We start from the raw sequence: 14638 nt of genomic DNA on the forward strand, positions 1-14638 counted from the left end.
GCCGTCACTGTAGAAGCGAGGTCCGACATGTCCGAGGCCGCGCCATCAGCAAAGGCCGCAGGGGCGGCGTGGTCACGCCCGTCGCCAGGTTGCGGCACGGCACCTCCGCTTTCCAATCGCTAGGCTGGCTGCAGTGCGCTGCGGGCCGACGTGTGCCCATGCAGCGCGAGCGACTGTTTAAGGAACGAACGCCATGCGCGCCGACAGAGCGCAACCGCAGGTCATCGCCGGGACCGCCCCTGCGCTGCCCCCGAAACCCCGCCGCCGACTGCTGCTGCTCCTCCTTGCCGCACCCTTTGCCTTGCTGGTGGCCGCCTACCTCGGTGACCTGCTGTACAGCAAAGACAGAGTGGTCCGGGGGACCACCGCCGCGGGCGTGCACATCGGCGGCCTGACGTTGACCGACGCCGAGGCTCGCCTGCGCGCCGAGGTCACCCCGCGCGCAACGCGGCCGGTCCCCGTCACCGCCGGCCCCGAGCGAAGCGAGATCGATCCGACGTCGGCCGGTCTGGCCGTCGATTGGCGCGCCACCGTCGACCAGGCCGGTGCCCAGCCGCTGAACCCGATCACCCGCCTGTCGTCGCTGTTCACCACCCGCGAGATCGGCGTCGTCTCCACCGTCGACGATGCGGCGCTGGCCGCCGCCCTCGATGAACTGGGCACCACAGTCGCCCAGGACCCGGTCGAGGGCACCGTGCGATTCAACGGAAGCCAACCCGTAGCGGTCAACCCCGAGAACGGTCGCCGGCTCGACGTCGACGCGTCCGCTGAACTACTCAAGCGCGACTGGGCAACCGGCACCGTCGTCGACCTTCCCGTCATCGAGTTACAGACCAGCACAACCTCTTCCGATGTCCAGGCTGCCATCGACGACGTCGCCGCGCCGGCAGTCTCCGCGCCCCTGGCCATCGTCGGTGACGACGACTCCCGCGCGCGCATCACGCCGAGCGTCATCGCCTCGGCACTGACTTTCGACATCGAGGACGGCGACATCGTGGCCGCCATCGACGAGACCGTCATCGCCGACGCGGCCCGGCCCCAGCTCGCCGCCTCCGAGACGCCGCTGCGCGAAGCCACCATCGACTTCACGGCGTCACCGCCGGCGAAGGTGCCGTCGCAGGACGGCCGCCGCATCGACTACGACGAGACCCTCGCCGATCTGCTCGACGTGCTGACCGACACCGGCGACCGTGAGATCGCGGCCGTCTACGTCGACGAGCCGGCGACGTTCACCACCGAAGACCTCAACGCGCTCGGTCGCGTCCAGGTCATCGGCGAGTTCCAGACGTCGGGCTTTGCCGGTGACTCCGGCGTGAACATCAAACGCGCTGCGGGCGCCATCGACGGCATCGTCGTCGCCCCCGGGGAGACGTTCAGCCTCAACGGCGCCACCAACCCGCGCAGCAAGGCCAACGGCTACGTCGAGGCCGGCATCATCATGCACGGCAGACCGGACCGCGGGGTCGGGGGCGGGGTGTCCCAGGTGGCCACCACGCTGTTCAACGCGGCGTACTTCGCGGGCATGGAGCTCGTCGAGCATCAGGAGCACAGCTACTACATCAGCCGCTATCCGGCGGGCCGGGAGGCCACCGTGTCCGGCAACGACATCGACGTCAAGTTCCGCAACGACGGACCCACCCCGGTGCAGATCCAGACCACCTGGACGTCGTCGTCCATCACTGTCCAGATCGTCGGGATCAAACGATACGAGGTGACGTCGGCGCAGAGCCCGCGGTCGAAGCCGACCCAGCCCCAGACCATCACCATCCCCGACGGTGAATCATGCAGCGCCAGTAGCGGCGCACCAGGATTCACCATCACCGACACCCGCACGCTGCGCGACCTTGACACCGGGGAGACACGGAGGGAGTCGCACACTGTGCGCTACGACCCGATCCCGAAAGTGGTGTGCGGAGGCTGACCTCCGATGGGGGAGTACCCCATTGCCTGCTGGCGGCGGAACTCCCGTGAGAACGATGCGGCCAACTCCTCAGCACGGCGACGGTATTCGGCATTATCGAGGGTGCTGCGGTTGAGCTTGTAGCGCGAAGCCAGTCGGGCCAGGGCATGGGCGCCCTCGTTGAGCGGCTCGCCCTGGTGGCCCTTCGCCCATACTGGCGTGATCGTCTCGCGGTGGTCGTAGATCATCTGCCGCGCACGAACCAGCCCAGGCATGTTCCCGCTCGCGCGGTACGTCGAGTACCCCTTGGGTAGCACGTCCTCGCCGTCCATCCAGCGCTTCACGATCGACACCGCGCCCATATTGTCGCTGAACACCGTGATCTCCCGACCACGGAACTCACGCACGGCGGCATCGATAGCGCGCAACTCGGTAACCAGTACCACGTCGGACCCGCTGGCTCTCCTCGAATGTCGAGAGCCGTGCAAGCCGAACTCGCCCGATGACGCCAGCCACGCGAAGCCGGTGGTCCGTCCCCGTACCGAGCCGTCCGTTGCCACCCACAGAGCGCCCGACGTCGTCAATGTCTGCCGCCCCGGACACGCTCGGTCACAAGTATCTCCTCCCCAGACACTGGAATGTGACGATAGAGCGCGGGCCCGACATGTCACTGCTCCTGAGTAGCGTCCGCGCCATGACCGACGGACGAATGCGACGCAAGGCCAAGCAAATGCGACGTGACCGACGGCGGGCGCGGAAGCGCAGCGTCGACACTGTCGCAGAATTACCTCCCGAGGATCCGCCACCGGAACCACCGAACATATTGGACCCGTGGACATTTTTGCTGTTCGCCAGCAAGCAGGTCGAGGCGGCCAAACCCGACCCGTTGGCGAAGTTCCGTTCCCGCCAGGAAGATCCAATCGACGTCGACTACCTCATCAAGAGTCTTGTCGATGACCCCAATCCCGGATCCGCGTCCGCCGTTGCGTTGTTCGCCGAACTGGTGGACGGCGAATTGCAGCTGCGCTGCCGGGAGGCGCTGAACACCTACAACGGGCCGTTGGTGCCGTGGGTCACCGCACTGCGGGAGGTCGACGTGTACCGCGCCGTGCGCCTTTCGTACGTGCTCGGAGACTTCGACCAGATCTTGCTCGGCGCCCGGCTGGCCGACGGGCAGGAAGCGACGTGCGCGGTATGGGTCGATCACCTCGACGATTCCGAGATCGCCGATGCTGCCCTGTTTGTCGTCACGATCGACGATGTCGTGGACGAGTTGTCCGGTCCTGACCTCACGGCCACCGGCATGAGTCTCGCCGATGCGCGGGCCTGGATTGACTATGGGTTACGGCGAACCTCCGTCTTCCGGGAGACCGCCACGTGGCCTGATTGCCGACCGCTCGTGCGGTGGCTGGTCGGTCGCTTGCCAGACGGCGGCGACTTCTATCAGCTGCCCATGTGGGGACGTGACGGGAGCAAGGCGCTGCTCGATGAGTTCTTTGCGTCCGAGGCAGGCGCGGTTTTCGACGGTCGCGACCATCGATACCTGTTGCAGGAAATCGTGGAATCGGGGACGGGCGACCCACTGCGGTGGAGTGCGGCGCGGGTCGAGCAGGTGCTGGAGTCGTCGCTATTGGAAGGCGGTCACCCGCTGAAGGTCCTGCTGGATGTGCCCGATCTGCTGCGGGCGTTCATCCCGTTCGCGCATGAGCGAAGCGGAATCCGCGAGGGATTGACCGCACGTGCCCTCAACGCCCTCGACTGGGCAGGTCCGGAGCGTCGATCGGCCTAAACCGCCCGATGCCGAGCGTGGTCTATGGCTGAGATGTGGTGGCGTAAGGTTCCCGCCATGTCTTCTGCGGGACCGTTGTCCGGTGTCAAAGTCGTCGACCTGACCGCTGTGGTCGCGGGGCCGTACTGCACCCAGATGATGGCCGACATGGGTGCCGATGTCGTCAAAGTCGAGCCACCGCAGGGGGATAACGCCCGATATAACTCCGTCGGGCCCGAGCCTGGGCTGAGCGGGGTATTCACGAATGTCAACCGGGGCAAGCGCAGCGCCGTCCTCGACCTCCAGACTGCCGAGGGCAAGAGGGCCCTGCGCGCGCTCGTCGGTCAGGCCGACGTGTTCATCCACTCGATGCGCGCCGCCGCGATCGCCAAACTCGGCTTCGACTATCAGGCAGTGGCCTCGCTCAACCCGTCGATCGTCTATACGAACTGCTACGGCTACGGCCGGACCGGGCCTTACGCGCCCCGGCCGGCCTACGACGACATCATCCAGGCCGAGTGTGGACTGGCCGCTGTGCAGGAAGAGCTCACGGGCACAGCCGGTTACGTCGGTTCCATCATTGCCGACAAGGTGTGCGGACTCACCGCGCTGAACGCGACGATGATGGCCCTTTTCCACCGGTCCCGCACCGGCGAGGGCCAGGAAGTCGAAGTGCCTATGTTCGAGACGATGGCGGCGTTCATGTTGGTCGAGCATGCCAACGGCGCGATGTTCGAGCCACCGCTGGGACCCGCGCTGTATCCGCGCACGGTGGCCCGCAACCGTCGCCCGTACCAGACGCTCGACGGGCACATCGCGGTGCTGATCTACAACGACAAGCAGTGGCAGGCCTTCATCGACGCCGTCAAGCCGGCCTGGGCCAGCGACCGGTATGCGACGATGGCCGACCGCGCCGCCGACATCGACACGGTCTACGGCCTGGTGGGTGACACGCTGCGCGAGCAGACCACCGCGGACTGGCTGGCGCTGTTCGACAAGCTCGGTATCCCGGCCTCCCCGCTGCGCACCACCGACGAGCTGTTCACCGACGCTCATCTAGAAGCGGTCGGCTTCTTCCAGCCGGTGCAGACCGTACACGGACCGGTGCGTTATCCCGGGGTGCCGACAGGCTTTTCGCGCACACCCGGGCGGGTGCGCGGTGGTGCGCCACGATTGGGCGAGCACACGGCCGAGGTACTCGCGGAGGTCGGCATCGCGCCGCCGGATTAGGTTGCGCGCTTTCGAGTCGCGGTGTACGCAGGAGGGCAGTGGTCCTGGGATGAGAGGACTTGCCGCGACGGGCGGTAGCGTCTACGCCCACCACGGCGGAAAGCTGACCTCCAAACGCTGCCGCCGCTTGTACCCCGACCACGTCGGCACGCCGGGAGGCTGGCCGCGATAGATGCCTCGGGCGGCGGCAACAACGCGCTGGTGCTGTGTCGGCCACTGCAACGCCGTAGCGATGTCCTCCAGAACTTCTTGGTCCCGCCGCAAAACGCGGTCTACCACGGGGACCGCGGGGAGAGCCCCGCCCTTGTCGCCATTGCATCGCGCGCACGCCAGCACCAGGTTCGACAGTCCGTCGATGCCGACGAGCGACCAGGGCAGGACGTGGTCGATGGGGTTGTTCGCCGGTAGATGGGTGCGGCAGTAGAAGCAGTGTGGTCCGAAAGCTTCCTTGAACGGTTCGCGCACCGCCGACAGGGTCGTCCGCTCGCGGCCGAAAAGGTGACCGGCGACGTCGGGTATCTCCGCGTCGAGGAACTTGTTCATCCGGCGCACGTCCTCGACCCACATGATCTCCAGGGCCGGTTTCAACAGGCCGGCCAGCCGTGCCAGTCCGGCCGCGACCCCGGGCCGCAGTTCGATCGCATCCCCGTGCGCGCGCAGCGTGGAGCGCGACACCTGGTCGTGCAGAAACCCGTCGTCGTAGAGGAACGGGTCGCTGCCCGTCGCGCCGGGCAGTCTCTGCAATCGGTGTAACGGCTGCTGCGCCAGGCACAGCACGATCGTGTCGATCGCCTGTTGGTAGGCGACCGGTGCCCGCACCCGCGCGATCTCGACCGAGCCGGCCCGGTGGCAGCGGTGCGGAACTCGTTGGTGGCGATCAGTATCCGGGCGCGTGGTTGCGTCGACTGCCGCAGCTCGTGCCCGTCGAACGGTCGCACCTGCCGCCAATAGGTCTCCAGCACCCGGTGCGCCAGCTCGGGCAACGGCACACGAAGAGTGTGGTCAGGGTTGTCGGGCAGGTTCTCGATGCAGTGCTCGATGAGGGCCATCAGCGTCGCCAGCTTGTACGTCGCCGTCCGCAGGCCGGTCTCGAGGATCGCGACCACCCGCTGGCCGAGCATCAGCGGGTCCATTGTCTCAGAGGTCACCGACCAACCCCCGTTACAACCTGCATCAACGCATTATGACGAGCACGGGACACAAAGACAGACAAACTCATAGCCGCAGGCCCAATGTCAGTCGACGCCGGCCATTTCAGCCTGGAGCTTATGACCTCAGCGATACTCGCCGTGAGTGCGTTCAGCCTCGAATGGTCGCCTCAGGTACTCCGGCCGCGACAGCCCATGTGTCGCGGCAGCGGCATCGATATGTGCCGCAGGACTACGGTCGCCGGCCGTCACTGATGAAGGCGCTCAAGGCCAAAGGCCTGTGATGAACATTCACTCGGTCTCCGCGAATGAAGCTGATGTGGTGACCCAGACAGCACGTGCGCCGTCTACGGCCGAATCCTCCCTCACCCGCCAGGCTAACGGTTGGCGAGCGAGGTCGGTGTCCAAGCCGGCCACCTGGGGGAACCCAGGACGATTCCGCCGGCAAGTTGAGCCACGATGAGTGGACCCCGGATCGCGCTGTTGTCGTAGAACGTCGCCTCGTCCGCACGTCCGGCCGCGGTGGCGACCAGATCCCATAGCCGTTGATAGCGCTGCCGGATCTTGGATTCGGGGACGTCATGGCCTCCGGCTCGCACGCGGTATCGGACACGTTGCACGGCGAGCTCTTCCGGGATCAACACCGCGTGCAGGATCACCGTGAAGTCCGCTGCGTGAGCGGCATCGAGGAGCTCAAGTTTCGAGGGATGTGAGAAGACAGTCTCGGCGATGAAGGACTCGCCGAGTTCGATGAGCTTTGCGCGAGTGTCCGCGGCCATCCGCGCCGCCTCGTAGCTGTGTCCGGCTGGATCGTTGGGCCAGCGCCGCTTGGCGATCTCGTCGGCGTTCACGTAGACGCTGCGCGGCAACAGCGGCGCGAGGGTCAGCTCGATGAAGGTCGACTTGCCGGCGCCGTTGGAACCGACGACGAGATCGAGACGCTTCACCGAACCGAAGTGTTCAGCATTTCAGCGAGAAGCTGCCTCACGCGCCGCGGCCCAGCCGTACCGAACTGCCGTCTGGTGCGTACTGAACGATCTCGCCATCCTCGTCGAGCGCCACCGTGGTGACTCCTCGCGCGCCCAGTACCGCCCCGTAGTCGGCGCTCGCGAGGCGTTCCTGGATCGCCGCGGAGATCTCGGCGTTGAATACGACACCTTCCTCGTCGGTCAGATCCCGTAGAGGAACATCACCGGCGAGGGCAGCTTCCACCCTGCGGCGCGCCACGCTGTGCTGATTGGACACTGCCCGCCCGACCCGCGCCCAGTGGTCCAACTGCTGTTTCGCCGACCGGCTCTGACGTGCGCCTTCGGCGGCAGCGCTGTCCATCAGATCCGCGGCGATCCTGGTCACCCGGTCGGCTGTGTCCGACATGGAGCCCTCCGCTGTAGCAATGTGATACGGCCGTAGCAGAATGCTACACCTCTGTGCCGATGGGCGGGCTGGTGCGAGTCTTCAAGCGGTCTGCTTGGTGAACTCCCGCGAGAACGTCTCGGCCAGGTCCTGGGCCCGGTGGTGATACTCGGCGCCGTCAAGAGCGCTGTCGCCCAACGCGTATCGCGACGCCAGCCGGGCGAGCGCATCCGCACCTTCGTTGAGCGGCTCGCCGCGGTGGCCCTTCACCCACACCGGGGTGATCCGGTCACGCTCCTCGTAGATCATCTGCCGGGCGCGCACCAGCCCCGGCGTCTTACCGCTCTCCCGGTAGACGGCATAGCCCTCGGGCAGCACGTCGTCACCGGCCAACCACCGCTGCACCATCGCGATCGCGCCCCTACTGTCGCTGAGCACGGTGATGTCACGGCCACGGAGCTTCTGCACCGCCGCGCCGATCGCCCGCAGTTCGGCGACCAACACCACCTCCGGGCCGATCAGCTTGGTCGAATGCCGGAAGCCCTGCAGCCCGTACTCGCCCGAGGACGCGAGCCAGCCGTAGCCGGTGAACCGACCCCGCACCGAGCCGTCGGTGGCCACGTACACCGGATCGGCCGGCGCCACCTCCCGCAGCCCCGCGCACGCCTGCCGCACCAGCGTCTCGTCGGAGAGTCTCGGCCGTTCGATCCACACCCCCGGCATCAGCAGGGCGATCTCGTCGCGCAGCGCCCACAGCGTGCTGCGCGCCGGCACCTGAACCAGGAACCGGATGCGCTCCGCGTCGGAGGCCTCGCGAACAAGCCGGATGACATCGAGCGCTGCGGTATCGGCCGACTCGGCCTCCACGGTTCCGGCCCAGCGGCGCTCGTTCGCGCGCGCCGAATACCGGTACAGCGACTCACCGCGCCGGGCCAGCGCGATCGCGACCGAGGTCATCGGGCGCGGCCGTGCCGGCACGATGTTGACCGGTCGTGCAGTGGCTACGGGCTTCGGTGCCATCTCCGTCTCCTCCCCAGGTGGATAGCGGTGACCGGACTGTATTGGGCACCTCCGACAAGTCCGGCCCAAAAAGGCCTCCACCAGCGGATAATCACCTGGTAGTCGCCGCGAGACGGGGGGCTCGGCGGGGAGGGGGTGCCGGCCAGGTGAGTGATCAGATCTCGATCGTCATCGCCGAAGATAGCCTGCTGGTGCGCGACAGCGTCGCCCGTGCGCTGTCGACGAGCCCCGACACCACCGTCGTCGGGGTCGCCGAGGACTACGACTCCGCCGCCGAGCTCGTCGCGACGCATCGACCCACCGTGCTGGTCACCGACGTGCGCATGCCGCCGACGTCCACCGACGAGGGCATCCGGCTGGCCACCTGGCTGCGCACCGCACACCCTGACATCGGCGTGATCGTGTTGTCCCAGTACGTCGACCACACCTACGCATCGGCGTTGCTGGACGGCGGATCGGCCGGCCGTGGGTACTTGCTCAAGGAACGGGTCGCGCACTTCGACGAACTCGGCGAGGCCGTCCGCCAGGTCGCCGCCGGCGGCACCGTGCTCGACCCGCTGGTCGTCGAGGCCCTGCTCGCCCAGCCCCGCCAGGCCGCCGCGCTGAGCCGCCTGACCGCCCGCGAGCGCGAGGTGCTCGGTGAGCTGGCGACCGGCTTCAGCAACCGCACCGTCGCACGGCGGCTCGTACTCTCCCAACGCGCCGTCGAAAAGCACATCAACTCGATCTTCGCGAAGCTGGAACTCACGGTCGACGACTCGGTGGACCGGCGCGTCAAAGCTGTGCTGATGTTCCTCGACGGCGGACCGCCATGACCGCCGAGAGTGGTGTGTACACCCTGGTGCGGCCACTCCGCGGCGACCACGCTGGGACAGTGGTGAACCAGCAGGTCCGAGTCTGGGTGGTTGACGACCAAGCCAGCTTCCGGCTGGCCAGCACGGCGACGCTGGCGGCCACCGACGGCTTCGTACTGGCCGGCCAGAGCGCCACCGGGGAGTCCGCGCTGGAACGGCTGGGCGGTGCCGATGCCGACGCCGACCTCGTCCTGATGGACATCCACATGCCCGGCATCGGCGGCATCGAAGCCGCGCGGCAGCTCCGCGCCCGGCGCCCGGACCTCGTCGTCGTCCTCATGTCCACCTACGACGCCGACGAGCTTCCCGCCGAGGCGACCGAAAACGGTGCCACCTATCTGCAGAAGCAACGCCTGAGTCCCGAAGTGCTGAGCGACATATGGCGAACGGCAAGCTGACCCTACCGCCCGCGGCGGGATCCGTCCCAGACTGGCGGGTCCCCAAACTCCTTCTCACTGCGGCCTTTCACTCGTCGTCGTGGTTCGGCCACGATCTGATCCACCGTTTCCGCTCGGAACGCTTCGAGGTGTTCCTGTCCGGCCACTTCGGCCTGTGGCTCGGGGCCGGCATCGTGCTGCCGCTGTGGGAGTACTTCTGGATCTTCCGCTCGCCCTGGATGCTCGGCTTCGTCGCCGTGGCCTGCTTCCAGTGCGTCGTACTGGCGATAGCCTTCAATCTGGCCCGCCGCAACATGTTCGAGCAGTCCATCAGCCTCGTCTGCATCGGGAACTGGCTGGCCGTGCTCGGCGTGACGTTCGTGTCGCCGCCGTTGCTGCCCGCGATGGCGCTGCTCGCTCTGGTCCCCGTTGTCTTCGCCGAGCCCTACATCAGCCTGCGGCGCGGGCTGGCGTTCACGGTCGTCACCGCCGGCTGTGTCCTCGCCGCGGCCGCCATCGCGCTGTTCACGCCGTTCACCGACCATGTCGAACAGGCGCCGCAGTGGATGGCGACTGCGTTCGTCCTCATCGCGGTTCCGGTGAACGCGCTGCATCTGATGATCATCGTGTGGAACAACGCTGCGGCGCTACGCACCTCGGAAGCCCAACTCGCCGAGCGCGCCACCGAACTGGCCGCGTCTCGCACCCGCCTGATCACCGCGGCTGACGAAGAACGGCGCCGGCTCGAACGCGACCTGCACGACGGTGCACAGCAACACCTCGTGGCGCTGTCGGTGCTGATCGGCCTGGCGCGCAACAGTAATGGTGACACACGCGCAGAACTGCTCGCCGAAGCGTCCGAGCTGGTGGACAGCGCCATCGACGAGATCCGGCGCCTGGCCCACGGCATCTATCCGCCGCTGCTCGTCAGCGGAGGGCTGAGCCAGGCGCTGCCCGCACTGACCGCGCGGGCGGTGACACCGGTGCACCTCGACGTGCAGGACCTCGGGCGCTACCCGCCGACAACCGAAGCGGCCCTGTACTACTGCTGCAGCGAGGCGCTGCAGAACGCCGCCAAGCACGGCGGCCCCGGCACCACGGTCCGCCTCACCGGCCGCGTCGACGCAGGACTGCTGACCCTGCAAATCAGTGACACCGGCCGCGGCTTCCGGCCGGGAACCGTCGGCGCCGGACTGACCAACATGACCGACCGCCTGTCCGCCATCGGCGGAAACCTGACCATCGACACCGCGCCCGGGCGCGGCACCCGCGTCACCGCGACCGTCGACGCCGCACCGTCCTGACGGTCGGTGGTGTGTACACCACCGCGGATTGTGTTGCATGCACCGTCGAACACCGGAGGCGCCGCCACCAGGATGGAAGCATCTGAACGACTTCTCAATCCGGTGGAGATCGCATGTCAGCCGTCAAGCCCGCAGGACAGTTCGGACCGACGCGTCCCGACCTGTCGTGGACGGGCGAGCAGAACCGTTGCCTTCCTACGGGAACCGTCACGCTGCTGCTGGCCGACATCGAAGGTTCCACCCGGCTGTGGGACACCCAGCCCGCGCAGATGGCCGCCGCACTGGCGACCATGGACCGCGTCGTCGACGAGTTGGCCTACCTCAACAACGGGGTGTGCCCGGTCCAGCAGGGGGAGGGCGACAGCTTCGTCATTGCGTTCACCCGTGTCGGCGACGCAGTGGCATGCGCATTGGATCTGCAGCTCGCCGCACTGTCGCCGATCCGGCTACGCATCGGCATCCACACCGGCGCCGCCGATCTGCGCGACGAAGGCAACTACATGGGACCGCTGATGAACCGCGCGGCCCGGCTGCGCGACCTCGGCCACGGCGGACAGATCCTGTTGTCCGCAGCGACAACGCATCTCGCCTATGACGTGCTGCCGCCGCAGGCGTGGCTCGAAGACCAGGGTAGCTATCGGCTTCGCGGCCTGACCCGTCCCGAACGTGTCACGCAGCTGTGCCATCCGGATGCCGGCAACGAGTTCCCGCCCCTACGCTCCGGGCAGATCGGCACGTTTCACCACCGACCAGTGTGCCTGACCGAATTCGTCGGGCGCACTGGCGAACTGGAGCAACTCGGCACGCTCCTCGACCGGCGCCGGATGATCACTGTGTGCGGACCCGGAGGCGCAGGCAAGACCCGGCTGGCGGTGGAATGCGCCGACCGTGCGCGCGACCAGTTCGACGACGGCGTGTGGTACGTCGACCTGGCCGGCGTCACGGCCCCGGCCGAGGTGCCGCACGCGGCAGCGCAGGCACTGGGGTTGGCGGGACCGGTCGACGCGACCGGGGTGGCCCGGCACATCGGGGACCGCAACCTGCTGGTGGTCGTGGACAACTGCGAGCACCTGCTCGACGCCGGCGCAGCGCTGATCGGTGCGGTGCTGGGTGCCTGCCCCGCGGCGACCGTGCTGGCCACCAGCCGGGAACCGTTGGCGATCAGCGGGGAGCAGCTCTACCGGGTGCCCCCGATGACGCCGGACGACGCGACCGCTCTGTTCGTCGAGTGCGCACGTCGAGCCGACGCGGCGTTCGCTCTCCGGTCTGACGACCGCGCGACGGTCGCGCAGATCTGCCGTCGGCTCGATGGGCTGCCGCTGGCGATCGAGATCGCGGCATCACGCAGCCGCACGCTGTCCCTCTGCGAGATCCGCGACGGCCTTCGTGCCCGGCTCGATGTGCTGCACCCGGGGTGCCGGACGGTGGCGCCCCGGCACCGGACACTGCGGGCCTGCCTCGACTGGTCGTACCGGCTGCTCGGCGATGCCGAGAAAGCAGTGCTGAGCGACCTCGCCGGTACCGACGGATTCGATGCCGACGGGGCGTCCGGCGTGGTCACTGCGCTGGTCGACAAGTCGCTGGTGATCTCGGGCAGCCACGACGGCCGCACGCCGTACCGGCTCAGCGAGGCCGTGCGGCAGTACGCCCTGGAGTGCCCGGGACGCTGAGCAACTCGCTGGGCTTGCGCTCTTGTCGCCGGTTCAGGTACCGGCCGGTGACCAGCACCACTACGAAGGGTCCGACCAGGATGGCCAGGGCCAGGAGATCGCTCATCGAAGACTCTCGGCTGCAGGTTCTTTCATGGCTTCGAGTCTCGGCGCCGCGATCGAGACCGCGCCACTGTCTTGACGGCGTCCTTACGGCTTTGCCGGGGATCTTTTGCGTCTCTTAACGCCTTGAGGCACGGACTCAGAGGCCGCTGGACTATCGGGCGCAGTCCGATCTGCCATCCCGCTGCGCCGACGTTCTGACCCCCGCTGTCGGTGTTGCTGGCTAACATCAGCGGCGACGAAGGGGGACGTCGCGTGACCATCACTGTCACCGAGACACCGAGGCTGGCCAACGGCGCCGAGCGCAAGGTCTGGCAGGCTCTGCTCGACCAGCTCGAACCCGAGGACCTGGTGATCCCGGGCAAGCGCGTCACCGACCATCTCAAAGACCACGAGATCGACTTCTTCGTCGCCATCGAGGGCGCAGGCATCGTGTGCCTGGAGGTCAAGGGCGGCGAGGTCTGGCACGACGGCGACACGTGGCGACAGAAACGCCGCGGCCGCGAAGTCGAGATCGATCCTGTGCGCCAGGCCCGCGAAGCCTGCTACGCGCTGCGCAGCTTCGTCGAAAACGATCCTCGCTGGAGCCATGGCCGGCTGCGCTGGGACCATGTCGTCGTCCTCCCCAACACCGATCTGCCCGACGACTTCGCGCTGCCGGAGTGCCCGCGCTGGAAGGTCGTCGACCGCACCGGCCTGTCCGACATCGGCGCTCAGCTGCGTCACGTCCTGCACGCCCAGGAACTCGACCGGCCGCTGCTGACCCGCGACGGCATCGCCCAGCTCGGCGAATCGCTCAGCGGCCGCGGGCTGCCGCAACGCAGCGTCGTGGCCCGTGCGCTCGAAAACGAGGACGCCGCCGACATTCTCACCGAGCACCAGTCGGTCATCCTCGACGCCATCCGGCTGCTCAACCGGGTCGAGATCCGCGGCGGGGCGGGCAGCGGCAAGACGTTCCTCGCGATGGAACAGGCCCGCCGGCTCGCCCGCGACGGGCAGCGCGTCGCGCTGGTCTGCTACTCGCACGGCCTCGCCTCCTACCTGGAACGCATCACCGCCACCTGGAACCGCCGCCACCAACCCGCCTACGTCGGCGAATTCCACGACCTCGGCAAGCGCTGGGGCGCCCCGGAAGGGCCCGACGAATCGCTGCGCACCGACGAGACTGTCCAGTTCTGGGAACACGACCTGCCCGCGCAGATGACCGACCTGGCAAGCGGATTGGAGGCGGGACACCGTTTCGACGCGATCGTCGTCGACGAGGCGCAGGACTTCGCCGACGCGTGGTGGGATCCGCTGCTGGCCGCGCTGAAAGACGACGAGACGGGCGGCCTGTACGTGTTCACCGACGAAGGCCAGCGCGTGTTCAGCCGGCACGGCTCACCACCCGTGCCGCTGGTTCCGCTGGTGCTCGACCACAATCTGCGCAACACCCGCCAGATCGCCAACGCGTTCCAGCCGCTCGTGGATCACCCGATGCGGTTCCTCGGCGGCGAGGGCCCGGCGGTCAAGTACGTGCCGTGCACGCGCGCGGACGCCATGGGCGCCGGGGACGACGAGATCGAGCTACTTCTCGAACAGGGCTGGCGCCCTGAGGACGTCGCGCTGCTGACCACAGGAACCCGGCATCCCGAACAGCGGGAACGCCAGGCCGCGGGCAGCGCCGCCTACTGGGACAGCTTCTGGGATGCCGATCAGGTGTTCTACGGCCACGTGCTCGGATTCAAGGGCCTGGAACGCCGCGCGGTCGTGCTCGTCGTCAACGAGGAGCACGCGTTCGAACGCTCCCGGGAACGACTGTATGTCGGATTGTCCAGGGCACGAGACCAACTCGTCGTCTGCGGCGATCCGGACTTCCTGCGCGAGGTCGGCGGACCGGACCTCGCCCGGCGACTGAACATCCCTGGCTAGG

At 67.7% G+C, this 14638-nt stretch carries 12 protein-coding genes and 1 pseudogene; 8 read left to right on the forward strand and 5 right to left on the reverse strand.

Annotated features, from left to right (window positions below; translation table 11 throughout):
• The first annotated feature begins 193 nt into the window (after nt 1-193).
• Nucleotides 194-1921: a VanW family protein gene (locus tag C6A87_RS04565; RefSeq protein ID WP_311116182.1), complete on the forward strand. Its 1728-nt coding sequence runs from the start codon at nt 194-196 to the stop codon at nt 1919-1921.
• On the opposite strand, the gene C6A87_RS04570 is transcribed toward C6A87_RS04565, so the two are convergent.
• The gene (locus C6A87_RS04570; RefSeq protein ID WP_311116183.1) at nt 1885-2460 is read right to left on the reverse strand and encodes an RNase H family protein; all 576 of its coding nucleotides are present in this window, start codon (nt 2458-2460) and stop codon (nt 1885-1887) included. The two genes, C6A87_RS04565 and C6A87_RS04570, sit on opposite strands and share 37 nt — an antisense overlap.
• Before the next feature lie 134 nt (nt 2461-2594).
• Here C6A87_RS04570 and C6A87_RS04575 point away from each other — a divergent pair, with 134 nt between their 5' ends.
• Nucleotides 2595-3689, forward strand: a complete 1095-nt coding sequence (locus tag C6A87_RS04575; protein WP_311116184.1) for a hypothetical protein — start codon at nt 2595-2597, stop codon at nt 3687-3689.
• Between the two features lie 57 nt (nt 3690-3746).
• Nucleotides 3747-4898 (forward strand): CoA transferase, encoded by a 1152-nt coding sequence (locus tag C6A87_RS04580; RefSeq protein ID WP_311116185.1) that lies wholly within the window; start codon nt 3747-3749, stop codon nt 4896-4898.
• Nucleotides 4899-4979: 81 nt separating this feature from the next.
• On the opposite strand, the pseudogene C6A87_RS04585 reads toward C6A87_RS04580, so the two are convergent.
• The 4 genes and pseudogenes from C6A87_RS04585 to C6A87_RS04600 form a co-directional block, all read right to left on the reverse strand.
• Nucleotides 4980-6031 (reverse strand): annotated as a pseudogene (locus tag C6A87_RS04585) (HNH endonuclease).
• Between the two features lie 392 nt (nt 6032-6423).
• Entirely contained in the window at nt 6424-6993 is a 570-nt protein-coding gene (locus tag C6A87_RS04590; protein WP_311116186.1) for a zeta toxin family protein, read from the reverse strand.
• A gap of 37 nt (nt 6994-7030) precedes the next feature.
• Entirely contained in the window at nt 7031-7420 is a 390-nt protein-coding gene (locus tag C6A87_RS04595) for a TA system antitoxin ParD family protein (RefSeq protein ID WP_311116187.1), read from the reverse strand.
• Nucleotides 7421-7501: 81 nt separating this feature from the next.
• Nucleotides 7502-8419 (reverse strand): RNase H family protein, encoded by a 918-nt coding sequence (locus C6A87_RS04600; protein WP_311116188.1) that lies wholly within the window; start codon nt 8417-8419, stop codon nt 7502-7504.
• Nucleotides 8420-8565: 146 nt separating this feature from the next.
• On the opposite strand from C6A87_RS04600, the gene C6A87_RS04605 reads away from it, so the two are divergent.
• The 5 genes from C6A87_RS04605 to C6A87_RS04625 all read left to right on the forward strand — a co-directional run bounded on the left by C6A87_RS04605 (nt 8566) and on the right by C6A87_RS04625 (nt 14637).
• The gene (locus tag C6A87_RS04605; RefSeq protein ID WP_311116189.1) at nt 8566-9234 is read left to right on the forward strand and encodes a response regulator transcription factor; all 669 of its coding nucleotides are present in this window, start codon (nt 8566-8568) and stop codon (nt 9232-9234) included.
• 59 nt (nt 9235-9293) lie between these two features.
• Entirely contained in the window at nt 9294-9671 is a 378-nt protein-coding gene (locus tag C6A87_RS04610; RefSeq protein WP_311116190.1) for a response regulator transcription factor, read from the forward strand.
• Nucleotides 9653-10954 carry a sensor histidine kinase gene (locus C6A87_RS04615; RefSeq protein ID WP_311116191.1) on the forward strand — a complete coding sequence of 434 codons (1302 nt, stop codon included), beginning with the start codon at nt 9653-9655 and terminating at the stop codon, nt 10952-10954. Before C6A87_RS04610 ends, C6A87_RS04615 begins: the two co-directional genes overlap by 19 nt.
• Before the next feature lie 113 nt (nt 10955-11067).
• Nucleotides 11068-12624 (forward strand): adenylate/guanylate cyclase domain-containing protein, encoded by a 1557-nt coding sequence (locus C6A87_RS04620; RefSeq protein WP_311116192.1) that lies wholly within the window; start codon nt 11068-11070, stop codon nt 12622-12624.
• Nucleotides 12625-12981: 357 nt separating this feature from the next.
• Nucleotides 12982-14637, forward strand: a complete 1656-nt coding sequence (locus tag C6A87_RS04625) for an NERD domain-containing protein (RefSeq protein WP_311116193.1) — start codon at nt 12982-12984, stop codon at nt 14635-14637.
• The last annotated feature ends 1 nt before the right edge of the window (nt 14638 follow it).

Origin of the sequence: Mycobacterium sp. ITM-2016-00317 (genome assembly GCF_002968295.1) — a bacterium.
Classification (GTDB): Bacteria; Actinomycetota; Actinomycetes; order Mycobacteriales; family Mycobacteriaceae; genus Mycobacterium.